The following is a 22185-nucleotide window of genomic DNA, read 5'->3' as shown; positions in this document are numbered from 1 at the left end:
TCGACAGGACACGCTCATGAGCCGCAAGCACAGCCGCCCCCGCCGCAGCACCGCTGCCCGCGTCGGCTCCGGCCTGGTCACGCTCCTGTCGATCCTCGCCACCCTGGCCGGCGTCGCGTACCTCGCGCCGAGCCTGTTCGGCTACGAGCGCTACGTGATCACGGGCGGCTCGATGTCGGGAACGTTCGAGAAGGGTGCGATCGCCTTCGAGGAGCCCGTCCCGGTGGACGAGCTCAAGGTCGGGGACGTCATCACGTACCTCCCACCCGCTGACAGCGGCGTGACGACCCTCGTGACGCACCGCATCATCAAGGACACCACGTTGAAGACCGGCGTCCGCCAGCTCCAGACCCAGGGCGACGCCAACCCGGACCCCGATCCGTGGAAGTTCAGCCTGACCGAGGGCGAGCAGCCGGTCGTACGCCACACCGTCCCGCACCTCGGCTGGGTCTTCGTGGCCCTGGCCGACCGGGAGATCCGCATGGTGGTCATCGGCATCCCGGCGGCGCTCATCGCCCTGGCCGCGCTGGTCGAGCTCGCTCGCGCCATCGGTGGTCGCCGCGAGGACGGACCACGAGCTGTCACGGGCCCTGTCCGTGAGCCCGCACACTCCGCCTGATCCGGACCGGTCATGACGACGATCACCCCAGGACTCATCTCGTGAGGACCATGAAGATCCTCGCTCCGCTCGCCACGGTGGTCGCCGGCGGCGCGCTCGCGGTGGGATCGGGCGCCACGTACACCTCGGTCAATGCGAGCACGATCAGCTCCGCCACCTCCGGGCCCCTGACGCAGAGCAACTCCAGGTCACGGGCCGCGATCTTCGACGCGAGCAACCTCCAGCCCGGTGACGTCGTCAGCGGAGGCCTGACGATCACGAACACCGCCTCGGTGCCCGCGCGGTTCCGCCTCGTCGAGACCGAATCGACCAACGCGTTCGGCCGCAGCCTGTCGATGGTCATCACCGACACCACCGCTCGACGCGTGATCTACGCCGGCACGTTCGGCGGTCTCGCGGACGGGGCCCTGACCGACCTGGGCCTCATGGGCCCAGGCGCCGCCACCGACTACTCGTTCACGGTCGAGCTCGACCGCCGTGCGACCAACCGGGCCCAGGGCAGGACCGCCGCCGCGGCCTTCGAGTGGAGCTCGGTCGAGGCCGGCGCCGCCACGAGCGACGAGTAGTCCCCCCAGCTTGCGGGCACCCCCGGCCCGCTCGACGACGTGCCGCCGACCACCTGGTCGGCGGCACGTTGTCGTTCGCGCAGATGTGGAGGTCCTGAGGCATTCGTGTGGAGATCACGTGGATCGTCCCTTCCTAGAGTTGAGTCATGAGCTCGACGCACGCACGGCACCGGCAGCAGGGGATCTCCCTGACCCGCCGGCTGCCCTGGGCCGTCGGCGCCCTGGTCGCCGTCGTCGCCTCGGTCGCCGTGACCGGCTCGTCCTCCGCGTCGTTCGTCTCCCGCACCGGCTCGACCAGCACCGTCACCGCCGCGGCCGACTGGACGCCGCCGTCCGTCACGGTCTCCACCCCGAGCCCCACCGTCAAGGGCATGACGACGATCGCCGCTCCCGCGCAGGACGACGTCACCGGCATCGACCGCGTCACGATCCAGCGGGCCGCCGCCGGCAGCTCCACCTGGACGACGGTCTGCACCGCGAGGACCGCCCCCTACGCGTGCGACTGGAACACGCTCCCGGACGCCGACGGCTCCTACGACCTGCGAGCCACGGCGGTCGACGGCGCCGGCAACAGCGCGACCTCCACGACGTTCCGCGCCACCGTCGCCAACAACCTCACGGTCTCGCTGCCCCGCCCGGGCGACTTCCTGCGGGGCACCGTGAGCACCACGGTCGGCGTCAGCAACCAGGGCGGCGTCAAGATCTCCTCGGTGAGGCTCGAGTTCGCCCCCACGGGCAGCACGAGCTGGGCCACGGCCTGCTCCTCGAGCACCGCGCCCTACACCTGCTCCGTCGACACCAGCGCCGTCCCCGGCGGGACGTACGACCTGCGCGCCGTCGCCGTGGCCGGCACCGCGACGTTCGCATCGCCCGTGGTCAGCCGCGTCGTCGTCGACAACATCGCTCCGGCCGTCACGATGACCGACCCGGGCACCCCCCTGAAGGGCACCAAGACCTTCGCCGCCGGTGCCAGCGACGAGCGCTCGGGCATCGCCAAGGTGGTCGTCCAGGCCGGGTCGGGCAGCACCTGGACCGATCTGTGCACCGCGACGAGCCTCCCGGCCAGCTGCGCCGCCGACACCAACACCCTCGCGAACGGCACCTACACGTTCCGCGCCGTCGCCACCGACAAGGCCGGCAACACCACGACCTCATCGCCGACGGCAGGGCGCGTCGTGCAGAACACGGTCTCCTCGGTCACCCTCACGGCGCCCCGCACCCAGCTGCGCGGCACGGTCACGCTGGACGCCCAGGCCAAGTCGACCGGGACGATCGCCTCGGTCAAGTTCCAGCGCTCGCCCGCCGGCGCCGGCACCTGGACCGACATCTGCACCGACACCACCTCGCCCTACAGCTGCTCGTTCGCCACGACCGGCCTCCCCGACGGCGCGTACGACCTGCGCGCAGTCGTGACCGACTCGGCCGGCGTCCAGACCCCCTCCGCCGTCGTCACCGATCGCACGATCGACAACACGCGTGGCAAGGGTGTCGACATCCAGACCACCAACGGCGGGACGAACGGCAAGGTCGACGCCGGGGACACCATCGTCTACACGTTCAGCGAGCAGATGGACCTCAGCTCGATCTACGCGGGTTGGTCCGGGACGGCGACGTCGGGCTCGGTCCAGTTCAGCAACGCGAGCTGGTGGGGCGGCGACGACGTCCTCGACGTCTCCGGTCCGGGCAATGCCGATCTGGGCACCGTCGCCCTCAACGAGGACTTCTTCCTGCTCGCCACCAGCGCTCGCGTGACGATGAGCGCGACGACCCTCACCGACGGCGGAGCCCGCACGGTCGTGACGATCCGGCTCGACTCCTCCCCCTACTCGGCCGCCGGCACGGCGAAGGCCGCCGACATGGTGTGGAGCCCGTCGTCCTCGATCCTCGACCTGGCGGGCAACCCGATCAGCACGAGCACTGTGACCGAGTCCGGCCCGACGGACGTGGACTTCTGATGCGCATGGAGCACACCACCCGCTCGCGGGGTGCCACGATGGCCGCGGCCCTGCTGGTCCTCGTCCAGCTGCTTCGTGGTGGGCTGACCCAGCCCGAGACGTACATCGAGGTGCTGCTGATGGCGCTCGTCCTGATGACGACGGTCGCCGCGTACTGGCTGCATCGCAGCAGCACGTGGGAATCGCGCCTCGTGCTGGGACTGATGGCGGCCGTGAGCGGAGCCAGCGCCGCCCTCACGTCGACGATCGGCCTGCCCGGACAGGACGTCCAGACGGTCAGCCCGCTGGGCGTCCTCGTCCTCGCACTGTCGATAGCGGTGATCGGCCTGCTCGTCGCGGACCGGCCGCGCACGACCGCCGGCCCGGACACGCGGTCACCGTATGCTTCCTGAGATGCCCCACCTCGTGCTGCTCGTCGAGGACGACGACCAGATCGCCGCTCCCCTCATCCGCACCCTCGAGCGTGAGGGCTACTCGGTCCAACGCGCCTCGGCCGGCCTCCCCGCGATCGACCGGGTCCAGGCCGGCGACGTCGATCTCGTGCTCCTGGATCTCGGCCTGCCGGACATCGACGGGCTGGAGGTCTGCCGTCGCATCCGCGCGGGAGGCTATGCGGGCGGCGTGCTGATCCTGACGGCCCGCGGCGGCGAGCTCGACCGCGTCGTGGGCCTCGACGTGGGCGCCGACGACTACCTGGCCAAGCCGTTCGGCCTCGCCGAGCTGCTGGCCCGCGCCCGTGCCCTGCTCCGGCGTGCGGCGCCCGCGGCAGCCGATGCGCCGGCGCCGGCAGCCACCCCGGCTGCGCCTGCCCCGCCCGCAGCAGCCACCGACGACGCCGGCGCCCTGCGGGTCGACACCGATGCTCGCCGTGTCTGGGTCGGCGCCGCCGAGCTGGCCGTCACGGCCAAGGAGTTCGACGTCCTCGCGCTCCTGCAGTCCACCCCCGGCGCGGTGTTCACCCGCGAGCGGGTCATGGACGACGTCTGGGACGAGAACTGGTTCGGCTCGACCAAGACGCTCGACACGACGATCGGGCGTCTGCGGCAAAAGCTCGAGGAGAGCGGCACCTCGTCTCGCATCGTGACGGTCCGCGGTGTCGGGTTCAGGCTGGAGAGCACCGCCGATGCGTGAACGCCTGGTGGTGACGCTCGTCGCGATGACCGTCGGGATGATCGCCGTCTTCGGCGTCGTGCGGGCCTACTCCACCGCCAACCTCGTCCAGGACCAGGAGCGCGAGTCCGTCAGCGAGTCGGCCGATCTCGTGGCTGTCGCAGTGGCGGCCCGCGGGCCCGACGAGATCACGCCCGCGTTCCTGGACCAGCTGACCCAGGAGGGGCAGACCCTCACGTACATGGCTGAGGACGGCACTCGCATCAGCACCCGCACGGCCCCCCGTGACGATGACGACATCTCCGCGACCCGACCCGTCGCCGACACCGGGGCCCGGGTCATCCTGACGCAGCAGGCCTCCGTCAGCGCGGGTCGTGTGTCGGACGCCCTGTGGTCGCTGGTGCTCGTGGGCCTCGCACTTGCCGTGCTGGCAGCAGTGATCGGCTGGCTGCTCGCCCAGCGCTTCGCCTACCCCTTCCGCCGGCTGGCGGAGGACGCGAAGCGCATCGGTGAGGGACACTTCGACACCCCTGTGCACAGGTCCAACATGCGGGAGGCGGCTGAGCTGGGCGACGCCCTGCGCAGCGCCGCCGGTCAGCTCGACGAGCTGGTGCGTCGCGAGCGCAATCTCGCGGTCGTCGCGTCACACGAGCTCCGCACGCCCATCACGGCGCTGCGGCTCTCGCTCGAGGACCTGACGCTGTGGCCCGAGACCCCGCCCGCGGTCGCCGACGAGCTGCAGCACAGCCTGACCCAGGTCGACCGGCTGAGCGGTGTCGTGACGGCGCTGCTCGAGAGCGGTGGCGATCGACGCAAGAACCGGGGCTCGACCGTCGACCTCGCCACCGTGGCCACCGACGCCGCGAAGCGCTGGTCGGCTCAGGCAGAGGCAGCCGGCCGCGAGATCACGGTGCTGCCCACGGAGGATCCCGCGATGGTGTGGGCCGCCCGCGAAGCGATCGACGCCGTCGTCGACATCCTGATCGAGAACGCCCTGCTGCACGGATCGGGCACCGTCACGATCGAGATCTTCCGGGACAGCACCCACTTCCGCTTCCGCGTGCACGACGAGGGGTCGCGCGTGATCGAGCCTGGCGTCCTGCACGCTTCGCCCACGGAGGCCGTCTCGGGTCTCAGCGACGCTGCCACCCGGGCCGAGGCGCTCGGCGGCTTCATCGGTGTCGGTGACCACCCGACGACCCTCGTGGCGCTGTTCCTTCCCCGCGCTGACCGGCGGCGCCGGGCCAGCGACGCCGTCAGGTGACGCTCTCGGCGTCGTGACCGAGGGGCTTCTCGCCCTCGCCCTGCTCGATCGAGTCCCGCTCGGGGCGCGAGCCGCCGGGCGCCATCAGCTCGGAGATCTGCCGCGCCAGATCCGGTCCCAGGGCGCCCCAGCCGTCCTCGTAGCCGTAGGCCGCACGCAGGGACACCGCCTCGTAGTCGCCCTGCAGGATGTCCACGTCGTCGGGGGTGATCAGGCCCGGATGCGCGACACCCACCGCCTCTGACACCTTCACCAGCTCCTTGCGGAACGTCCGGACGTACTGGGCGCACCGCTGACCCTTCTCGGTCGGATCGAGGCCGTGGGCCAGCCACGGGTCCTGGGTCGCGACGCCCGTCGGGCAGCGGTCGGTGTGGCACTTCTGCGACTGGATGCAGCCGATCGCGAGCATCGCCTCGCGGGCCACGCTGACCATGTCGGCACCCAGCGCGAACGCCACGACGGCGTTGTCGGGAAGGCCGAGCTTGCCCGAGCCGATGAACGTGACGTCATCGCTCAGGCCCGCGGCGGCGAACGTGCCGTAGACCCGGGAGAAGCCCATGCGGAACGGCAGGGCGATCGAGTCGGCGAAGATGCGCGGCGACGCGCCGGTGCCGCCCTCGCCGCCGTCGATCGTCACGAAGTCGACGCCGCGGTCCCGGCGCGACATGTGACGCGCGAGGTCGTACCAGAAGCCCATCTCGCCCACCGCGCTCTTGATGCCCACCGGGACACCCGTCTCGGTCGCGATGAGCTCGACGAAGTCGAGCAGGCTGTCGGTGTCGGTGAAGGCGGTGTGCCGCGAGGGACTCGCGCAGTCCTGCCCCATCGGGATGCCACGGATCTCGCTGATCTCGCGGGTCACCTTCGCCGCGGGCAGCAGGCCGCCGAGACCCGGCTTGGCGCCCTGGGAGAGCTTGATCTCGACCGCCCGGACCGGCGCGGACTCCACGACCTCCTTGAGCCGGTCGATCGAGAAGGTGCCGTCCTCGTTGCGGCACCCGAAGTATGCGGTGCCGATCTGCAGGACGATGTCGCCGCCCTGGCGGTGGTGCGAGGACAGGCCGCCCTCCCCCGTGTTGTGCATGCACCCGGCGAGCTTCGCTCCCCGGTTGAGCGCCTGGATCGCATTGCCCGACATCGACCCGAAGCTCATGCCCGAGACGTTCACGACCGACTCGGGACGGAACGCCTTGGCGCGCCCGCGCGGTCCGCCGAGGATCTTCGCGCTCGGCAGACCGGTGCTCTCGGCGTGATCGTGCGGCAGGGAGTCGGCGAACGTCCGGTGCTTGATGATCGCGTAGCCCGGCAGGTGCTCGATGTCGTTGTCGGTGCCGAAGCCCGAGTAGTTGTTCTCCTGCTTGGACGAGGCGTAGATCCAGGAGCGCTGATCGCGGCTGAACGGCCGTTCCTCGTCGTTGCTGGTCACGATGTACTGACGCAGCTCAGGGCCGATCGTCTCCAGCCAGTAGCGGGCGTGCGCCAGCACAGGGAAGTTGCGCATCAATGCGTGCTTCTTCTGTGTCAGGTCACGAGCCGCCACCGCCCCGATCGCTATGCCGACCCCTCCGAGCACCTGGCTGAGCTTCATGTCCAAGTCCTACCCCGCACGGGTGCGCTTGTCCACGCGAGGCGCGGACAAGCGCCGCCGTCCGGGACCTCGCCGGTCACCGTGTGAACGACTCGGCGCGCGGCACGGGACCGACGTCGTGATGGCGTCCCGGTCGGCGCAAGGCGTGCCGCTGCCCGGGCCCGGGGCCGTCGCGCCCGGCCAGGGCGTCCGCGACCGCGCCCGTGACGAACCCGTAGACGGTCTTGTGCACCAGGTCCACCGCCAGCTCGCCGCGGGGCCAGGTCTGCGGAGGGGCGCCGACTCCGGTCGCGTTCTCCAGGATCTGGTCATTGGTCAGCCGCAGGACGGAGAACTGCGCCGACGCGAGCGCGCCGCGAAGCCCGGCCTGGGCCATGAGCGAGCGCACCGTCCCGAGCAGGATGCCCTGCCCGTAGTGCATCGCGAGGTTGACCGCCCTGGAAGGACGTCCGGGGGTGTCAGTCCGGCCCACCAGCCGTTCGAGCACCCGCCCAGGGACGTCCGAGTCTGGTCTGCCGGTCAACCGCTGCTCGACCTTCTCGCCGGCCGTCATCACCGCCACCCCGACGGCACCCGAGACGACTCCCTGCCACGCCACCTTTCGCCACATGGGCTTCAGATACCCCGACGCCCTCACCGGGAGTCAGCTCCTCCGCAGCCCGCACCCCGCGCCCACGCGACGGCTCTCCTGAGGTACCGGACCTGTCTGCCGCACACCTCTGCGATACTCGCTCTTGGGCGTAGCGACGTTCTCCGGAGGGTTCTCCGGACCATTGTCCCCATGTCCCGGGCCTCTAGCTCAATTGGCAGAGCAGCGGACTTTTAATCCGCGGGTTGTGGGTTCGAGTCCCACGGGGCCCACCCGCTCGATCTCCAGCGCTGTCTCGGGACGGAAGCCCCCGGGGGCTCGCCCCCGACACAGTCATGGTCATACCGGTGGAATGCGCTCAACGTCACCCGCGCTTCCTATCCTGTTCTCAGGTACGCCTCGTATCGTAGGACGTCTGCCGGTTTGGCCGGCAGCCTTTCGAACGCCCCGAACCCGCAGGAGAAGATGGTGAGCAGCCCCGACGCGCCGGCCCCCGAGCCCGCGCCCGCGTCGCCGCCGACCTCCCGCAAGCGGGAGCGTTCCCGTGGCAGGCGCATCGTGCGGGGCCTCGGCTTCGGCGCGCTCGTCCTGGCCCTGATCGTCGGCATCGGGGGCGCGGCGGCGTACTGGAAGTTCAACCACAACATCGAGTCCAAGGCCCTCGACGAGGCCGACCACGTGGTCAAGGACGACACCCCGAAGGGCGCGCTCAACGTCCTGTTCATCGGCTCGGACTCGCGCAAGCTCAAGACCAAGGGCTACGGCAAGGAGGAGGGCCAGCGCAGCGACGCCCTCATGCTGGTGCACTTCTCCAAGAACAACACCCGCATCGACGCGGTCCAGATCCCCCGCGACACCCTCACCGACCTGCCCGCGTGCGACGACACCGGCAGCGGCGCGTTCGCCGGCGGTCCGCAGCAGATGATCAACTCGGCGCTCGCCGGCGGCCCGGCCTGCTCGGTGCGGGCGGTCGAGCAGCTGAGCGGCGTGCACATCAACCACTTCGTCCAGCTCGACTTCGACGGCTTCGCCTCGATGGTCAACGCCCTCGGTGGCGTCAAGGTGTGCCTCAACCAGGCGATGGTCGATCCCGACGCCAAGCTCAACCTCCCCGCCGGCAAGCAGAAGCTCAAGGGCAAGGACGCCCTCGCGCTGGCCCGCACCCGCCATGCGGTGGGCGACGGCAGCGACATCGGTCGCCTCGGTCACCAGCAGGTCGTGATGTCCTCGATCATCAGCCAGGCCCGCAGCGCCGGCACCCTCACCCGTCCGGACCGCCTGTTCAAGTTCATCAACGCCCTGACGTCCTCGATCACGGTCGACGACGGCATCTCCTCGATCCCCAAGCTCACGTCGCTGGCCCAGCGCGCCAGGTCGGTCGACGACTCGGACATCCGGTTCATCACGATGCCCAACGGCACCGCACCGACCGATCCCAACCGCGTCGTGAAGACGGCGGACGCCGACACGATCTTCGCTGCGATCGCGAAGGACAAGAAGGTGCCGGTCGAGGGCTCCGAGGACGAGAAGAAGGCCAGCCGGGAGACCCCGGTCAAGCTCCTGAACGCTGCGCAGACCAACGGTCTCGCGACGGCGGCGCAGGCCTCGATGTCGACCCTCGGCTACACGATCAGCGGCATCGAGAACGCCCAGAAGCCTGCCAAGAACACCCGCATCTTCGTGGACGGAACACCCGAGGCAATGGCCACCGCCGACGCGATCAACCGCGACTTCGGCTTCAAGGCCGACGTCGTCGTGCACTCCTCGGGCATGACCGGAGTTTGGCTCATCCTGGGCGCGGACCGCATCGAGGGCGGCGTCCAGCCGAAGGCTCCCAAGGCCGTCAAGGCCACGACCCGCACGGCCAGCGACTCCCTCTGCGCCTGAGCCCTGCTTGACCCCGGCCCGGCGGGGTACGACCGGCGCATGAGCCAATCACCGAACGAGCCCTTGGACCCCGACGAGACCGCCGACAACCCGGAGGTCGACGCACCCCGACCCTTCGAGCCCAGCGTCAGCAACCCGGACGCCGACGGGCTTGACGACTCGGTGTCATGACCCGCGTCGGAGCCGTGCGCTCGATCGTGCTGGAGTGCCGGGACCCGGAGCCCCTCGCGGAGTTCTGGTCGCAGGTCCTGGGCCAGGAGATCGACCAGCGCGAGGACGACTGGTGGTCCCTCGAGCGTCAGGCCGGCGGCCCCCGCCTGGCCTTCCAGGTCGTGGAGGCGTTCGAGCCCCCGCCCTGGCCGGGCCGCTCCGGGGAGCAACAGGTCCATCTCGACATCGAGGTCGACGACCTGACTGCCGGGACTGACGACGTCGTGCGGCTGGGTGCGCACATCCTGTCGGACGTCGTCGACCCCGACCAAGACCCGTGGCGGGTGTTCGCAGATCCGGCTGGTCACCCGTTCTGCCTGGTCTCGTTCGGCTGACTCAACCCCCGTGCACGAGGCGGCCGTCCACGTACGTCCGCAGCACACGCACGTCGGCGATCCGGTCCGGCGGCACCCCCAGGACGTCGCGGTCCACGACCGCGAAGTCTGCAGCCGCGCCCACCGCGAGACGCCCTGAGGTGCGCTCGAGCCGATTCACCCAGGCGCTGCCGCTCGTGTAGGCGTCGAGCGCCTCCGCGACGGTCAGGCCCTCGTGCGCGAGCAACGGGCCGAGCCGACTGGTCGGTGCCGTCCGGTTGACCGCGACGTGCATCGCGCCGAACGGGTCCGGCGACGACACGGGCCAGTCGCTGCCGAACGCGAGGCGCGCTCCGGAGGTGAGCAGCGACCGGAAGACGTACTGCTGCTCCCGAGCGGACGCGGTGAGGAACGGCAGCGTCAGATCGACCATCTGATCGTCCAGACAGGCCCACAACGGCTGCGCATTCGCCGTGACGTCGAGCGCCGCGAATCGCGGCACGTCGTCCGGGTGGACGATCTGCACGTGCGCCAGGTGGTGCCGGTTCCCCCGCCGCTCGTTGACCGCGATGGCGTGCTCGATCGCGTCCAGGCTGTCGCGCACGGCCCGGTCCCCCAGCGCGTGCACGTGGACCTGGAAGTCGGCGGCGTCGAGCTGCTGGACGTACGCCGCGAGGTCGGCGGGCTCGATGAAGGACAGGCCGCAGTTCTCGGTCGGTCGGCCGTGCCCGTCGAGATAGGGATCGATCACCGCCGCGGTGAACGTCTCGCACACCCCGTCCTGCATGATCTTGACGCTGCCGGCGTCGATGCCGGCCGCAGCGGCCCGGGCCCGTCGTTCGATCAGCCCGGGGATCTGGTCCGCCCCCCGCCCGCGGTCCCACCACAGTGCCGCGACGACCTTGGCGGTCAGCAGGCCGTCGCGGGCCGCAGCGAGATAGGTCTCGAGCGAGTCGGCCATGCCGAGGCCCTCGCCCACCAGGGCGTCCTGCCACCCCACGATGCCCAGCGAGTGCAGGTACGCCTGCGCGGTCAGCAGCGCCCGGGTCTGCTCGCCCGGCGTCGCCGGCGGGACCAGGGCCCGGACGAGCTCCATGGCCCCCTCGTGCAGCGCCCCGGTCGGCTCGCCGTCCGCGTCCCGCTCGATGCGGCCGTCGCTCGGGTCGGGCGTCGTCCGGTCGATCCGTGCGCGGCGCAGCGCCGCGCTGTTGACCCAGGCGCTGTGGTGATCCCTGTTGGGCAGGAACGCAGGGCGGTCGGGCAGCACCCGGTCGAGCGCCTCGGCGGTCGGCACTCCGCCGGGGAAGGCGTCCATCGACCAGCCGCCGCCGAGCACCCACTCGGCGTCCGGGTGTGCCGCCGCGTACGCCGCGATGCGGTCGAGACAGCCGTCGACGTCGCCGCCGCCGGTCAGGTCGCACGCGTTCATCTCCAGCCCCGCCTGCACGGGGTGCACGTGGGCGTCGTGGAACCCGGGCAGCACCCAGGCCCCGTCCAGGTCGACGACCTCGGCTCCGGCCGGGAGCTCCGATCCGATCGTCACGATGCGGCCGTCACGGATGGCGATCGAGTCGGCATCTCGCGACCATCCCGTGCCGTCGTGGACATGGGCGTTGGCGAGCACGAGATCAGCCGTCATGTGACCAACGTGCCAGACAATCGTCTGCGCGGGGCGACGGTGCAACGGCACAATTGCGGCGTGGATGATCGTGACCCGACCGGGGCCCTCCTGTTCAGCGCGTCAGCTCAACGCATCGTCGACTACCTCAACGCGCACACGCCGATCCCCGACTGGTCGGTGTCACGGGTCGCGGGTGGCGAGCAGGTCCACGTCCACGTGCACCCCGAGACGTTCCTCAGCGTGGGCCAGCGCGAGCCGTGGCCCGAGACGTTCTGCGTCCGCATGCTCGACGGCGCCTCCCGGTTCGTGCCGGACTCGAGTGCCAACCCCGACTACGCGGACCACCCGCTCGCCCAGCAGGTGCGCGCGTACGCAGGGATGCCGCTCACCGACGACCTCGGGCAGACCTTCGGCACCCTGTGCGGCGTGGGGCCCGATCCGCTGACCGACGTCTCGGAGATCGACGTCGAGCTCATCGAGCTGATGGCCGACCTGCTCTCGTCGCAGCTGGCCATGGCCCGCACCCTCGATCGGCAGCGGCGAGCCGCTGAGATCGCGGAGGCGCTCGCGCACACCGACGCCCTGACCGGACTGACGAACCGCCGCGGGTGGGACCTGCTCGTGCAGGACGCCCAGCAGCGGATCGACGCCTACGGCGACCTCGCGGCGGTCGCGGTCATCGATCTCGACGGGCTCAAGGCGGTCAACGACTCGGCCGGCCACGACGCGGGCGACGAGCTGATCTGCGCGGCCGCCGCAGCCCTCTCCCGCACGGCGGGTGAGGCCGACCGGCTGGCCCGCTACGGCGGCGACGAGTTCGTCGTGCTCTCCAACAGCGTCGCCGTCGCCGACCTGGACGCCCACTTCGAGCGCTTCCGGTCGTGCCTGGCCGAGGCCGGGATCGCCGCCTCGATCGGCCATGCGTCCACCACCCCCGGCCTCGTCACGGTCATGGACGCCTTCGCCCTCGCCGACGCGAACATGTACGCCTCGAAGCCGGCCCGCCGCACCGCGTAGGTCGCCTCCGTCAGGAGCGCTCCACCACACCGGCCATGCGGTCCAGGAGCCAGCCGGTGCCGTGCTCCCGGCCTGCCGCCGCCTCCGGGCCCGGGCCGTGGACGCCGTCGAGGTGCACCCCCTGCTCGGTGAACGTCAGGTGGGTGCCGCCGTCGGTCGGCTCGAGGACGACCGTCGTGATGGACGTCGAGGCGTGCACGCCGTCGTCCCACATGTCGTAGACGTAGACGATGCGCTCACGCTCGACGATGTCGGTGTAGGTCGCGCGGAACTCGCTGCGGTGCCCGTTCATCGTCCCGTTGTTGATCGAGATGCCACCGACACGGAAGTCCTCGGAGACCTCGACGTCCTCGAAGTCACCGCCCCCGAACCACTGCTTCTTGACGTCCGGGTCGGCGAAGGCGGCCCACACCTTGTCGACGGGCGCCGTGTAGTCGCGCTCCAGGACGAAGGTTGCGTGGGTCTGGGTGCGCTCAGTCGTCGTGCTCATGTCTGCTCTCCTCGCTGTCGGTCCCGCTGTCGGTCACCACGTCGTGGTCGAGGAGGGCCCCGAGCCGGTCGAGCCGCTGCTCGGCGGCCAGCCGCTGCCGGCCCAGCCACGCGCTGGCGACCGCCAGGGCGTCGGGGGCCAGCTGGAAGGTCCGGACCCGCCCGACCTTCTCCGAGCTCACGATCCCGGCCTCCTCCAGCACCTTCAGGTGCTGGACGACCGCCGGCATCGACATCTCGTGCGGATCCGCGAGCTGACTCACCGAAGCGGGGCCGGCCACCAGGTGCTCGACCATGGCCCGCCGCGTCCGGTCCGCCATGGCGCGAAAGACCCGGTCCAGCTGCTCCTCATACTTAACCACACACTTAAGTATTGTCGTTTCGCTCGTGGTGTCAACCCCCTTGCCGGCGACGTGCCGGAGCCGATCGTGGCGTCCGGCCTTCGATAGGTTGAGCGCATGAACGCCGTCAAGAGCCCCTGGCTGATCGCCTTCGGCGTGGTCGCCGTCGTGCACCTCGTCCTCAACGGCGTGGAGGCGACCCCGTGGGACAGCATCACCAAGTGCCTGCTCGCACCCCTCCTCGTCGGGTGGGTCCTGGAGCAGCGCGGCCCTCGCCTGCTGGCCGTCGCGCTGGTCTTCTGCTGCCTCGGTGACCTGTTCCTGGAGATCGAGGACATGTTCACCGCGGGCATGGCCGCCTTCGCCGTCGCCCACGTCTGCCTCATCACGTTCTTCGTGCGCCGCGGCGCGATCGAGCAGCTGCGCCGCAAGCCGCTGATCCTCGTGGCGTACGTCGTCGCGGCCGTGGCCCTGGTCGCCTGGTGCTGGGGCGGGCTGGAGCCCGGCCTCAAGCCGCTCGTCCCGGTGTACGCCGGGCTGCTCCTGGCGACCGCCGCGACCGCGCTCTCGACGGACCTGCGTGCCGGGATCGGCGGGGCCCTCTTCCTCGTGTCCGACGGGATCATCGCCCTGGCCGAGGCGGGGCGGATCGACCAGGACGCGACCGTCACGGGACTGGCCATCATGGCGCTGTACATCCTGGCGATCTTCTTCCTGACCACGGGCATCGTGTGGCGGGAGAAGAGGACCGTCGCCGCGGGAGCCGGCTTCGACCCCACCGTCCGCACGGACTGCTGGCCGCGACTGCCGGCCGCCCGGTAGATGGCCGGGGCCGCCCAGTCCGCCGGCGAGCCGCCCCTGCTGGGATCCGATCGGACCTATCGCTGGGCCAACCGCGTCTTCGCGGCGCTCTTCCGCCTCATGGGCTACCGCTTCGACGTCCGAGGGGCCGAGCACATCCCGGCCGCGGGACCGGCCGTGCTCGCGGCCAATCACGTCGGGTTCCTCGACTTCACCTTCATCGGCTACGCCGCCCGCGAGCGCGGACGCCTCGTGCGGTTCATGGCCAAGACCTCGGTGTTCGGCCTGCCGGTCGTCGGCCGGCTCATGCGCGCGATGGGACACATCCCGGTCGATCGCCGGCACGGGGCTCGCGCGTACCGCCGGTCACTGCGGCTGCTGGACGCAGATCAGCTCGTGGGGGTGTTCCCGGAGGCCACGATCAGCCGCTCGTGGCTGCTCAAGCCGTTCAAGCGCGGCGCCGCCGCGATGGCGCTCAACCGCGGCGTCCCGCTGGTCCCCGTGGTCGTCTGGGGCGGCCACCGCGTGCTGACGGTGGACGGGCACCGGTCCCTGCGACGAGGGACGCCGATCACGATCCTCGTCGGTGAGCCGCTGACCGCACGCCACGACGAGGACGTCGGGGCACTGACGACCCGGCTCCGCACCTGCATGGACGACTTGCTCGCCGAGGCGATCGACAGCTACCCCGCCGCTCCGCGCGACGAGGACGACTCGTGGTGGTTGCCATACGATCGCGGTGGGAGCGCCCCCGATCCCGAGACCGCTGCCGCGCTCGATCGTGAGGCCGTCGCGCGCACTGGTGACACGATCGACTAGGCACGACCCACCGTCGAGTGACCGCAGGAGGTCCACCATGACGTACGGATCCACCACCCCCGTCGCCGTCGGCGACCTGACGTTCGACGTCCGGATCACCGGTCCCGAGGACGGCGAACCGATCATCTTGCTGCACGGCTTCCCCGAGACCTCGCTGTCCTGGGCATCGGTCGCGGCCCGTCTGTCCGACGCCGGCCATCGCGTCATCGCCCCCGACCAGCGCGGCTACTCCCCGCACGCCCGGCCCGAGGGCGTCGAGGCGTACACGACCGACCTCCTGGTCACCGACGTGCTCGGCATCGCCGACGCCCTGGGGCTCGGGACGTTCCACCTCGCCGGTCACGACTGGGGATCAGTGGTCGCGTGGCTCGTGGCCGTGCAGCACCCCGAGCGCGTCAGGACCCTCACGGCCGTGTCCGTGCCCCACCTCGCGGCGTACAACGCAGCACTGCGCAACGATCCCGACCAGCAGCAGAGAGCCGCCTACATCCAGCTGTTCCGCGAGCCCGGCGGCAAGGCCGAGGGCCTGCTGCTGGCCGACGAGGGCAGACGCCTCATCGCGATGTACGGCGATGCCGTGCCGGTCGGCCTCGTCGTCCGCTACGTGGCCCAGCTGGCCGAGCCGGGCGCCCTGACCGCAGCGCTCAACTGGTACCGGGCGATGACGGCGGAGCTCGCCTCGACGCCGCCCGTGCACGTGCCCACGACGTTCGTGTGGGGAGATCACGACATGGCGATCGGGCGCGTGGCCGCCGAGGCGTGCGGTGACTTCGTCGACGCCGACTACCGGTTCGTCGAGCTCGACGGCATCGGGCACTGGGTGCCCGAGCAGGCCCCCGACCCGCTGGCCGAGGCCATCATCGCGCGCGCGAGGGCCTGAGCCGGCGAGGACGTCAGGCGGTGCGGGCCTCGGGCGCCGCGACCTGCAGGGGCCATCCCTCGGGATCGTCGAGGCTGCGGCCCACCGTGCTGGCATAGCGGTTCCAGTCCTCCGCCCGGTCGGCGAACCACCGGCGCTGCCGCTCCATGAGGTCGTCGAGCGTGCCGGCGGCCACCTCGGGGTGGCGGCGGCCGATCTCGTGGGCCACCTCGCGCGCGGCGTACGCATCGGCTGCGGCGTCATGCGCGTTGTCGAGCGTGATGCCGTAATAGGCCGAGACGTCGGTGAGGCGACGGGGTCCGAGACCGCCGCGCTCGATGCCCCAGTCGATGACGAAGGGATCCACCACGAGCAGACGGTCCCAGTCGGGCTGGGCCGTGCCCCAGCGCTGCGCCTCGGCTCGCAGCATCGTCAGGTCATAGGCCGCGTTGAACACGACCAGTCCGATGCGGCGGTCGACGAGGTCCTGCACCCAGGCGACGATCCGGGCGATCGCCTCGTGCGGGGCGGGGGAACCGGCCAGCGCCTCGGCCGTCAGACCGTGCACCGCGGCGGACGCCTCGGGGATCGGGACCCCCGGATCGACCAGGCCCACGACGTCGCGACCCCGGTCGTCCAGGAGCGCGAAGCTGAGGACCCGGTCGGTCAGCGGATCGACCCCGGTGGTCTCGAAGTCGAGCGAGGCAAGAGGTGCCACGTGCCAGCCGGGGTGGTCCCCGCGGGGAGGCGGGGTCGGCGAGCAGGGCAGGCAGAGGGTCAGCCACCGCCCCGGACGACCGATCAGTCGGCCGGCCGCGATCGCGACGGCCGAGCTGCACTCGGCGCACGTCGCGGCGTACTTGTTGGATCTCATGTGCTGACTTCCGGCTCGTGGTTGCTGCGCCTCACGCTATCCGCCGGATGAGACAGGTCACACGTACGACCTGTGACCCCCGGGCAAGCGATACGATCGTCCCACTTCACAACTCCAGGGGGAAATGATGAAGGGTACGAGCTTTGCCGGCCGCACGGCCGTGATCACCGGTGCGGGGGGCGGCATCGGCCGCGCAGCCGCGATCCAGGCCGCACACAAGGGCGCGCGCCTCGCCCTGACCGACGTCGACACAGAGCGCCTGGCCGAGACCGTGGCCCTCGTCGAGGATCACGTGGTCCACCACGAGGCGTTCGACATCTCCCACGAGGACTCGGTCGCGGCGTTCGCCCACCGCACGCTGGTCCACGGACCGGTCGACATCGTCATGAACATCGCCGGCGTCGCGACCTGGGGCCGTATCGAGGACCTGACGTCGCAGCACTGGCGCGACTCCATCGAGATCGACCTGATGGGACCCATCCACGTCCTGTCGGCGTTCGTCCCGCCCATGATCGAGACCGGCAATGGCGGCCACATCGTCAACGTGTCCTCCCCGGCCGGCCTGTTCGGCCTGCCCGTCAACGCCCCGTACAGCGCCGCCAAGTTCGGCCTCCACGGCGTCAGCGAGGTCCTGCGGTTCGACCTCGCGCAGCACGGGATCGGCGTCACGCTCGTCTGCCCGGGCGCGGTGAAGACCCCTGCGGGCGACGGCTTCACCATCGCCGGGGTCGACCGCGAGCACCCCGCACTGGTCAAGACGGTCAGTGACTGGAAGCGCAACGGGGTCTCTCCCGAGGAGGCCGCCGCCGCCATGATCCGGGGCGCGGAGAGCGGCAAGTACTTGGTCTTCACATCCCAGGACGTCCGCGCCGCTCACTATCTGCAGCGCTACGTCCCGAAGGCGTACGAGGCGGCCATGCGTCGGCTCAACCGCCGACTCAGCCGCGTCATCGCCGAGGCCGAGGAGCCGCACTACGTCTGAGCGTCGCTCACCCGCCCGCGGCGGCGATCAGTGACGTGAACAGGCCCACGTCCTCGAGGGTCTCCGGATGCCACTGAACGCCGACCCAGAACGGTCGGTCGGGTCGTTCCATCCCCTCCAGCACCCCGTCGGCGGAGTGGGCCGCGGCCTGGAAGCCGGGGTGGGTGGCCACGGACTGGTGATGATGGCACCGGACGTCGCCCTTGTCGCCCACGGCCGCGGCCAGACGCGTGCCGGGCACGACGTCCACGCTGACGTCACCGAACTGCGCTCCCCCGGGCGAGTGCTCCTCGTGGCCCACGAGATCGGGCACGTGCTGGTGCAGCGTCCCGCCCGCGTGCACGGCCATGACCTGCATGCCGCGGCAGATGCCGAGGACGGGCAGGTCGTGGGCGTCTGCCGCGTCGAGCAGGGCGAGCTCCCACTGGTCGCGGTCGACCCGCCAGCCGGCGGTCCGCTCGTGCACCTGCGCGCCGTAGCGACGCGGGTCGACGTCGGCGCCCCCGGCCAGCACGAGCCCGTCGAGCCGGCCGACCACCGCGTCGGCGTTCTCGGGGTGGCCGGGCGGCAGGATCACCGCAACCCCGCCCGCCGCTGCGACCGCGCCGGCGTACGTCGAGGGAAGCAGGTCGGCGGACTCGTGCCAGACGCCCCACCGCGCGGGCTCCCGGTAGGCGCTCAGGCCGATGACGGGACGGGTCACAACGGGGTCACGTAGGCGCCTGAGATGCCGCCGTCGACGAGGAACGTCGAGGCGGTCATGAAGCTGGACTCGTCACTGGCCAGGAACAGCACGGCGTTCGCGATCTCCTCGGGCTCGGCGAAGCGGCCGACCGGCACGTGCACGAGCCGCCGGGCGGCCCGCTCGGGATCGTCGGCGAACAGCTCCTGCAGCAACGGCGTGTTGACCGGGCCGGGGCACAGCGCATTGACCCGCACGCCCTGGCGGGCGAACTGCACACCGAGCTCACGCGACATCGACAGGACACCGCCCTTGGACGCGGAGTACGAGATCTGCGACGTCGCGGCCCCCATGACGGCCACGAAGGAGGCGGTGTTGATGATCGACCCGCGGCCCTGGTCGAGCATGTAGGGCAGCACGGCCTTGCAGCACAGATAGACGCTGGTCAGGTTGACGTCCTGCACGCGGCGCCACGCGTCGAGATCGGTGTCGAGGATCGAGTCGTCCTCGGGCGGTGAGATGCCCGCGTTGTTGAAGGCGATGTCCACCGATCCGTACGTCTCGTGGGCGGTGCGGAACAGCGCGTCGACCTGCTCCTTGTCGGTGACGTCGACGTGGACGTACGTGCCGCCGACCTCCTCGGCGACGCCCGGCCCCGACGTGTCGTCCACGTCCCCGATGACGACGTGGGCGCCCTCTGCGGCGAAGCGGCGGACCGTCGCCAGCCCGATGCCCGAGCAGCCCCCGGTGACGACGGCGACCCTGCCCTCGATGCGTCCTGCCATGTCCTACCCGCTCTCTGTGTCGTCCCCGCTGGCCGGTCAGTCGTGGGAGATGAAGACGTTCTTGACGTCGGTGAACCCGTGCGGCGCGTCGGGGCCGAGCTCACGGCCGAGGCCCGACTGCTTGAATCCGCCGAACGGTGTCCAGTAGCGCACCGAGGCGTGCGAGTTGACGCTCAGGTTGCCGGCCTCGACGCCGCGCGAGACGCGCAGCGCTCGCCCGATGTCACGGGTGTAGATCGAGCCGGACAGGCCGAACTCGGTGTCGTTGGCCAGCTCGAGTGCGTGCGCCTCGTCGTCGAACGGCATCACCGCGACGACCGGGCCGAAGACCTCCTCGCGCCAGATGCGCTCCTGCGGGTCGTCGGCGAGGACGACGGTCGGCGCGAACCAGTAGCCGGGGCCCTCGGGCGCCGAGCCCGTGAAGGCCACCTCGGCCTCGTCGACGAAGCCCTGCACGGTCGCCCTCTGCGCCGCAGAGATCAGCGGGCCCATCTCGCTGGACCGGTCGGCCGGATCGAGCACCTTGACCGCGGCGACCGCGGGCTGCAGGTGTGAGACGAACTCGTCGTACGCCGAGCGCTCCACCAGGATGCGCGAGCGCGCGCAGCAGTCCTGGCCCGCGTTGTCGAACACCGCCCCCGGGGCAGCCGCCGCGGCCCCGGCGAGGTCCGCGTCGGCGAAGACGATGTTGGCGCTCTTGCCCCCGAGCTCGAGCGTCACCCGCTTCACCTGGTCCGCACAGCCGGCCATGATCTTCTTGCCGACCTCGGTCGATCCGGTGAAGCAGACCTTGCGGACGGACCGGTGGGTCACGAACCTCTCCCCCACGATCGATCCCTTGCCCGGGACGACGGTCAGGACGCCCTCGGGGATCCCGGCGTCGAGCGCGAGCTGGGCGAGCCGGATCGCGGTCAACGGGGTGAGCTCGGCGGGCTTCAGCACCACCGTGTTGCCGGCCGCGATCGCCGGCGCGAAGCCCCAGCCGGCGATCGGCATCGGGAAGTTCCAGGGCACGATGATGCCGACCACGCCCAGCGGCTCGTGGAACGTCATGTTGACGCCGCCCGGCACGGGGATCTGCAGGCCGGTCAGCCGCTCGGGCGCCGCGGAGTAGTAGTTGAGGACGTCGCGGACGTTGCCCGCCTCCCATGTCGCATTGCCCCACGTGTGTCCCGAGCCGCGGACCTCGAGCTCGGCGAGCTCGGGCACGTGCTCGTCGACGATCGCGGCGAACCGGCGCAGCAGCCGCGCACGCTCGCCGGGCGCGGTGTCCCGCCAGCCCGGGAACGCCTCCGCGGCCCGCTCGATCGCCGCGTCCGCGGCGGCGAGGTCCGCCATCTCGACCTCGGCCACGGCCTCCTCGGTCGCGGGGTTGATCACGGTGTGGGTGCTCGTCATGCGGGTCCTCAGAGTCGTTCGAAGCCGCGGCGCAGCTCCCAGTCGGTCACGGCCGCGTCGAACGCCTTGAGCTCGACGTCCGCCATGTTGGTGTAGTGGTCGACGACCTCGTCGCCGAACACCACGCGGGCGACCGCCGAGCCGTGGAACGCCTCGCGTGCCTCCCGCATCGTGCTCGGCACCTTCGCATTGCCCGACGTGTACGCGTTGCCGGTCTCCTCGGCCTCGAGCTCGAGCTCGTTCTCGATCCCATACAGGCCACCCCCGAGCATCGCGGCCAGCGCGAGATAGGGATTGGCGTCGCCGCCCGGCACGCGGTTCTCCAGACGCGCGCTCGGCCCGTGCCCCACCAGACGTACCGCGCACGTGCGGTTGTCGAGGCCCCACGCGACCGCGGTCGGCGCAAAAGAGCCGTCCGCGAAGCGCTTGTAGGAGTTGATGTTGGGCGCGTAGAACAGCGTGAAGTCACGCATCGTGGCCAGGATGCCGGCGATGAACTGGTCGTACACCGGGGTGCGGCCCCCGCGTCCCCCGTCGGCCTCGTCGTCCCAGAACACCGTGGCGCCGTCGGTGCCCCGCAGGGACAGGTGGATGTGGCACGAGCTGCCCTCGCGCTCGTCGTACTTGGCCATGAACGTCAGCGCCTGCCCGTGCTGCGCCGCGATCTCCTTGGCTGCGGTCTTGTAGACCGCGTGGTTGTCCGCCGTGACGATGGCGTCGTCGAAGAGGAAGCCGATCTCGTGCTGGCCGTAGTTGCACTCGCCCTTGGCGCCCTCGACGTTCATGCCGGCGGCGTACATCGTGTTGCGGATGTCGCGCAGCAGCGGCTCGACCCGGCTCGTGCCGAGGATCGAGTAGTCGATGTTGTACTGGTTGGCGGGGGTCAGGTCGCGATAGCCCGAGCTCCACGCCTGCTCGTACGTCGTGTCGAACACGATGAACTCCAGCTCGGTGCCGGCGAGCGCGGCGAACCCCGCAGCAGCGGCCCGGTCGACCTGCATCTGCAGGATCGTGCGGGGAGACTGCACGACCGGGGTGTGATCGAGCCACACCAGGTCGCACTGGATCATGACGGTGGCCGGCAGGTGCTCGAGCACCCGGATCGTGTCGAGGTCGAGGGCGAACTCCATGTCGCCGTAGCCCCGCTCCCACGAGCTCATGTCATAGCCCGCGACGGTGTTCATGTCGACGTCGACGCTGAGCAGGTAGTTGCACCCCTCGGTGCCCTGCTTGAGCGCGACGTCCAGGAAGTACGCCGCGTGGAGCCGCTTGCCCTGCAGACGTCCCTGCATGTCGGTGAACGCCACCACGACCGTGTCGACATGGCCTTCCTCGATGCGGACCCTGAGCTGCTCGAGGGTCAGGTGCCGGTCGTTGCGAGTGCTCATGCGCTCTCCTTCACATCGGGGCCCGGT

General features: G+C 70.8%; 24 protein-coding genes and 1 tRNA gene. 15 read left to right on the top strand and 10 right to left on the bottom strand.

What is annotated here, in order from left to right:
* The first annotated feature begins 16 nt into the window (after nucleotides 1-16).
* From GEV27_RS14565 to GEV27_RS14540, 6 genes are all read left to right on the top strand, one after another.
* Complete coding sequence (locus tag GEV27_RS14565; protein WP_153651617.1) at nucleotides 17-619, top strand: signal peptidase I; 603 nt, start codon at nucleotides 17-19, stop codon at nucleotides 617-619.
* A gap of 41 nt (nucleotides 620-660) precedes the next feature.
* Nucleotides 661-1185 carry a hypothetical protein gene (locus tag GEV27_RS14560; protein ID WP_228765274.1) on the top strand — a complete coding sequence of 175 codons (525 nt, stop codon included), beginning with the start codon at nucleotides 661-663 and terminating at the stop codon, nucleotides 1183-1185.
* 146 nt (nucleotides 1186-1331) lie between these two features.
* Entirely contained in the window at nucleotides 1332-3140 is a 1809-nt protein-coding gene (locus tag GEV27_RS14555; protein WP_153934923.1) for an Ig-like domain-containing protein, read from the top strand.
* Nucleotides 3141-3145: 5 nt separating this feature from the next.
* Entirely contained in the window at nucleotides 3146-3532 is a 387-nt protein-coding gene (locus GEV27_RS14550) for a hypothetical protein (RefSeq protein WP_153934922.1), read from the top strand.
* A gap of 1 nt (nucleotide 3533) precedes the next feature.
* Complete coding sequence (locus tag GEV27_RS14545) at nucleotides 3534-4271, top strand: response regulator transcription factor (RefSeq protein ID WP_153934921.1); 738 nt, start codon at nucleotides 3534-3536, stop codon at nucleotides 4269-4271.
* Nucleotides 4264-5514, top strand: a complete 1251-nt coding sequence (locus GEV27_RS14540; protein WP_153934920.1) for a HAMP domain-containing sensor histidine kinase — start codon at nucleotides 4264-4266, stop codon at nucleotides 5512-5514. The genes GEV27_RS14545 and GEV27_RS14540 overlap by 8 nt, the downstream gene beginning before the upstream one ends.
* Here GEV27_RS14540 and GEV27_RS14535 read toward each other — a convergent pair.
* Both GEV27_RS14535 and GEV27_RS14530 read right to left on the bottom strand, forming a co-directional pair.
* Nucleotides 5507-7102 (bottom strand): FMN-binding glutamate synthase family protein, encoded by a 1596-nt coding sequence (locus GEV27_RS14535; RefSeq protein WP_153934919.1) that lies wholly within the window; start codon nucleotides 7100-7102, stop codon nucleotides 5507-5509. The genes GEV27_RS14540 and GEV27_RS14535 overlap by 8 nt on opposite strands.
* 76 nt (nucleotides 7103-7178) lie before the next feature.
* Nucleotides 7179-7712, bottom strand: a complete 534-nt coding sequence (locus GEV27_RS14530; protein WP_153934918.1) for a hypothetical protein — start codon at nucleotides 7710-7712, stop codon at nucleotides 7179-7181.
* A gap of 178 nt (nucleotides 7713-7890) precedes the next feature.
* Between GEV27_RS14530 and GEV27_RS14525 the strand changes: the two genes are divergently transcribed.
* The 4 genes from GEV27_RS14525 to GEV27_RS14515 all read left to right on the top strand — a co-directional run bounded on the left by GEV27_RS14525 (nucleotide 7891) and on the right by GEV27_RS14515 (nucleotide 10123).
* Nucleotides 7891-7963, top strand: a tRNA-Lys gene (locus GEV27_RS14525).
* A 196-nt stretch (nucleotides 7964-8159) separates the two neighbouring features.
* A complete protein-coding gene (locus tag GEV27_RS14520; protein ID WP_153934917.1) occupies nucleotides 8160-9578 on the top strand; it encodes an LCP family protein in 1419 nt (472 codons plus the stop codon).
* 39 nt (nucleotides 9579-9617) lie between these two features.
* Entirely contained in the window at nucleotides 9618-9749 is a 132-nt protein-coding gene (locus GEV27_RS18120; RefSeq protein WP_255489239.1) for a hypothetical protein, read from the top strand.
* Nucleotides 9746-10123 carry a VOC family protein gene (locus GEV27_RS14515; protein ID WP_153934916.1) on the top strand — a complete coding sequence of 126 codons (378 nt, stop codon included), beginning with the start codon at nucleotides 9746-9748 and terminating at the stop codon, nucleotides 10121-10123. The genes GEV27_RS18120 and GEV27_RS14515 overlap by 4 nt, the downstream gene beginning before the upstream one ends.
* Before the next feature lies 1 nt (nucleotide 10124).
* On the opposite strand, the gene GEV27_RS14510 is transcribed toward GEV27_RS14515, so the two are convergent.
* A complete protein-coding gene (locus tag GEV27_RS14510) occupies nucleotides 10125-11741 on the bottom strand; it encodes an amidohydrolase (protein WP_153934915.1) in 1617 nt (538 codons plus the stop codon).
* Nucleotides 11742-11801: 60 nt separating this feature from the next.
* Between GEV27_RS14510 and GEV27_RS18270 the strand changes: the two genes are divergently transcribed.
* Nucleotides 11802-12740, top strand: a complete 939-nt coding sequence (locus GEV27_RS18270) for a sensor domain-containing diguanylate cyclase (protein WP_194944222.1) — start codon at nucleotides 11802-11804, stop codon at nucleotides 12738-12740.
* Nucleotides 12741-12750: 10 nt separating this feature from the next.
* On the opposite strand, the gene GEV27_RS14500 is transcribed toward GEV27_RS18270, so the two are convergent.
* Together GEV27_RS14500 and GEV27_RS14495 are read right to left on the bottom strand one after the other, a co-directional pair.
* Nucleotides 12751-13230, bottom strand: a complete 480-nt coding sequence (locus GEV27_RS14500; protein WP_153651592.1) for an SRPBCC domain-containing protein — start codon at nucleotides 13228-13230, stop codon at nucleotides 12751-12753.
* A complete protein-coding gene (locus tag GEV27_RS14495) occupies nucleotides 13214-13591 on the bottom strand; it encodes a metalloregulator ArsR/SmtB family transcription factor (RefSeq protein WP_309222277.1) in 378 nt (125 codons plus the stop codon). The genes GEV27_RS14500 and GEV27_RS14495 overlap by 17 nt, the downstream gene beginning before the upstream one ends.
* A gap of 96 nt (nucleotides 13592-13687) precedes the next feature.
* Between GEV27_RS14495 and GEV27_RS14490 the strand changes: the two genes are divergently transcribed.
* The 3 genes from GEV27_RS14490 to GEV27_RS14480 are packed head-to-tail and all read left to right on the top strand — an operon-like array spanning nucleotide 13688 to nucleotide 16070.
* Nucleotides 13688-14392 carry a lysoplasmalogenase gene (locus GEV27_RS14490; RefSeq protein ID WP_153934913.1) on the top strand — a complete coding sequence of 235 codons (705 nt, stop codon included), beginning with the start codon at nucleotides 13688-13690 and terminating at the stop codon, nucleotides 14390-14392.
* Complete coding sequence (locus GEV27_RS14485) at nucleotides 14393-15190, top strand: 1-acyl-sn-glycerol-3-phosphate acyltransferase (RefSeq protein ID WP_153934912.1); 798 nt, start codon at nucleotides 14393-14395, stop codon at nucleotides 15188-15190.
* A gap of 37 nt (nucleotides 15191-15227) precedes the next feature.
* On the top strand, nucleotides 15228-16070 hold the full coding sequence (locus GEV27_RS14480; protein ID WP_153934911.1) for an alpha/beta fold hydrolase: 843 nt from the start codon (nucleotides 15228-15230) through the stop codon (nucleotides 16068-16070).
* A 13-nt stretch (nucleotides 16071-16083) separates the two neighbouring features.
* Here GEV27_RS14480 and GEV27_RS14475 read toward each other — a convergent pair whose 3' ends face one another.
* Nucleotides 16084-16923, bottom strand: a complete 840-nt coding sequence (locus GEV27_RS14475; RefSeq protein WP_153934910.1) for an exonuclease domain-containing protein — start codon at nucleotides 16921-16923, stop codon at nucleotides 16084-16086.
* Between the two features lie 127 nt (nucleotides 16924-17050).
* Between GEV27_RS14475 and GEV27_RS14470 the strand changes: the two genes are divergently transcribed.
* Nucleotides 17051-17905 carry an SDR family oxidoreductase gene (locus GEV27_RS14470; protein ID WP_153934909.1) on the top strand — a complete coding sequence of 285 codons (855 nt, stop codon included), beginning with the start codon at nucleotides 17051-17053 and terminating at the stop codon, nucleotides 17903-17905.
* A gap of 7 nt (nucleotides 17906-17912) precedes the next feature.
* On the opposite strand, the gene GEV27_RS14465 is transcribed toward GEV27_RS14470, so the two are convergent.
* The 4 genes from GEV27_RS14465 to GEV27_RS14450 are packed head-to-tail and all read right to left on the bottom strand — an operon-like array spanning nucleotide 17913 to nucleotide 22158.
* Entirely contained in the window at nucleotides 17913-18608 is a 696-nt protein-coding gene (locus GEV27_RS14465) for a gamma-glutamyl-gamma-aminobutyrate hydrolase family protein (protein ID WP_309222276.1), read from the bottom strand.
* Nucleotides 18605-19372: a 3-oxoacyl-ACP reductase gene (locus GEV27_RS14460; RefSeq protein WP_153651584.1), complete on the bottom strand. Its 768-nt coding sequence runs from the start codon at nucleotides 19370-19372 to the stop codon at nucleotides 18605-18607. Before GEV27_RS14460 ends, GEV27_RS14465 begins: the two co-directional genes overlap by 4 nt.
* Before the next feature lie 36 nt (nucleotides 19373-19408).
* Nucleotides 19409-20770, bottom strand: coding sequence for an aldehyde dehydrogenase (locus GEV27_RS14455; RefSeq protein WP_153934908.1), 1362 nt, complete (start codon nucleotides 20768-20770; stop codon nucleotides 19409-19411).
* Between the two features lie 8 nt (nucleotides 20771-20778).
* Nucleotides 20779-22158 carry a glutamine synthetase family protein gene (locus GEV27_RS14450; protein ID WP_153934907.1) on the bottom strand — a complete coding sequence of 460 codons (1380 nt, stop codon included), beginning with the start codon at nucleotides 22156-22158 and terminating at the stop codon, nucleotides 20779-20781.
* Nucleotides 22159-22185 lie beyond the last annotated feature (27 nt).

This window comes from Aeromicrobium sp. S22 (assembly GCF_009661045.1).
Classification (GTDB): domain Bacteria; phylum Actinomycetota; class Actinomycetes; order Propionibacteriales; family Nocardioidaceae; genus Aeromicrobium; species Aeromicrobium yanjiei.
The sequence above is the reverse complement of the archived record's forward strand: the minus strand, read 5'-3'. Positions and strand labels throughout refer to the sequence as shown.

What these genes read in the sequence shown, in the direction of transcription:
- GEV27_RS14510 (WP_153934915.1), bottom strand. Translation starts at nt 11,741, where the DNA reads ATGACGGCTGATCTCGTGCTCGCCAACGCCCATGTCCACGACGGCACG.
- GEV27_RS14480 (WP_153934911.1), top strand. Translation starts at nt 15,228, where the DNA reads ATGACGTACGGATCCACCACCCCCGTCGCCGTCGGCGACCTGACGTTC.
- GEV27_RS14545 (WP_153934921.1), top strand. Translation starts at nt 3,534, where the DNA reads ATGCCCCACCTCGTGCTGCTCGTCGAGGACGACGACCAGATCGCCGCT.
- GEV27_RS14535 (WP_153934919.1), bottom strand. Translation starts at nt 7,102, where the DNA reads ATGAAGCTCAGCCAGGTGCTCGGAGGGGTCGGCATAGCGATCGGGGCG.
- GEV27_RS14540 (WP_153934920.1), top strand. Translation starts at nt 4,264, where the DNA reads ATGCGTGAACGCCTGGTGGTGACGCTCGTCGCGATGACCGTCGGGATG.
- GEV27_RS14565 (WP_153651617.1), top strand. Translation starts at nt 17, where the DNA reads ATGAGCCGCAAGCACAGCCGCCCCCGCCGCAGCACCGCTGCCCGCGTC.
- GEV27_RS14555 (WP_153934923.1), top strand. Translation starts at nt 1,332, where the DNA reads ATGAGCTCGACGCACGCACGGCACCGGCAGCAGGGGATCTCCCTGACC.
- GEV27_RS14485 (WP_153934912.1), top strand. Translation starts at nt 14,393, where the DNA reads ATGGCCGGGGCCGCCCAGTCCGCCGGCGAGCCGCCCCTGCTGGGATCC.
- GEV27_RS14455 (WP_153934908.1), bottom strand. Translation starts at nt 20,770, where the DNA reads ATGACGAGCACCCACACCGTGATCAACCCCGCGACCGAGGAGGCCGTG.
- GEV27_RS14515 (WP_153934916.1), top strand. Translation starts at nt 9,746, where the DNA reads ATGACCCGCGTCGGAGCCGTGCGCTCGATCGTGCTGGAGTGCCGGGAC.
- GEV27_RS14460 (WP_153651584.1), bottom strand. Translation starts at nt 19,372, where the DNA reads ATGGCAGGACGCATCGAGGGCAGGGTCGCCGTCGTCACCGGGGGCTGC.
- GEV27_RS14475 (WP_153934910.1), bottom strand. Translation starts at nt 16,923, where the DNA reads ATGAGATCCAACAAGTACGCCGCGACGTGCGCCGAGTGCAGCTCGGCC.
- GEV27_RS14450 (WP_153934907.1), bottom strand. Translation starts at nt 22,158, where the DNA reads ATGAGCACTCGCAACGACCGGCACCTGACCCTCGAGCAGCTCAGGGTC.
- GEV27_RS14550 (WP_153934922.1), top strand. Translation starts at nt 3,146, where the DNA reads ATGGAGCACACCACCCGCTCGCGGGGTGCCACGATGGCCGCGGCCCTG.
- GEV27_RS14500 (WP_153651592.1), bottom strand. Translation starts at nt 13,230, where the DNA reads ATGAGCACGACGACTGAGCGCACCCAGACCCACGCAACCTTCGTCCTG.
- GEV27_RS14490 (WP_153934913.1), top strand. Translation starts at nt 13,688, where the DNA reads ATGAACGCCGTCAAGAGCCCCTGGCTGATCGCCTTCGGCGTGGTCGCC.
- GEV27_RS14530 (WP_153934918.1), bottom strand. Translation starts at nt 7,712, where the DNA reads ATGTGGCGAAAGGTGGCGTGGCAGGGAGTCGTCTCGGGTGCCGTCGGG.
- GEV27_RS18120 (WP_255489239.1), top strand. Translation starts at nt 9,618, where the DNA reads ATGAGCCAATCACCGAACGAGCCCTTGGACCCCGACGAGACCGCCGAC.
- GEV27_RS14470 (WP_153934909.1), top strand. Translation starts at nt 17,051, where the DNA reads ATGAAGGGTACGAGCTTTGCCGGCCGCACGGCCGTGATCACCGGTGCG.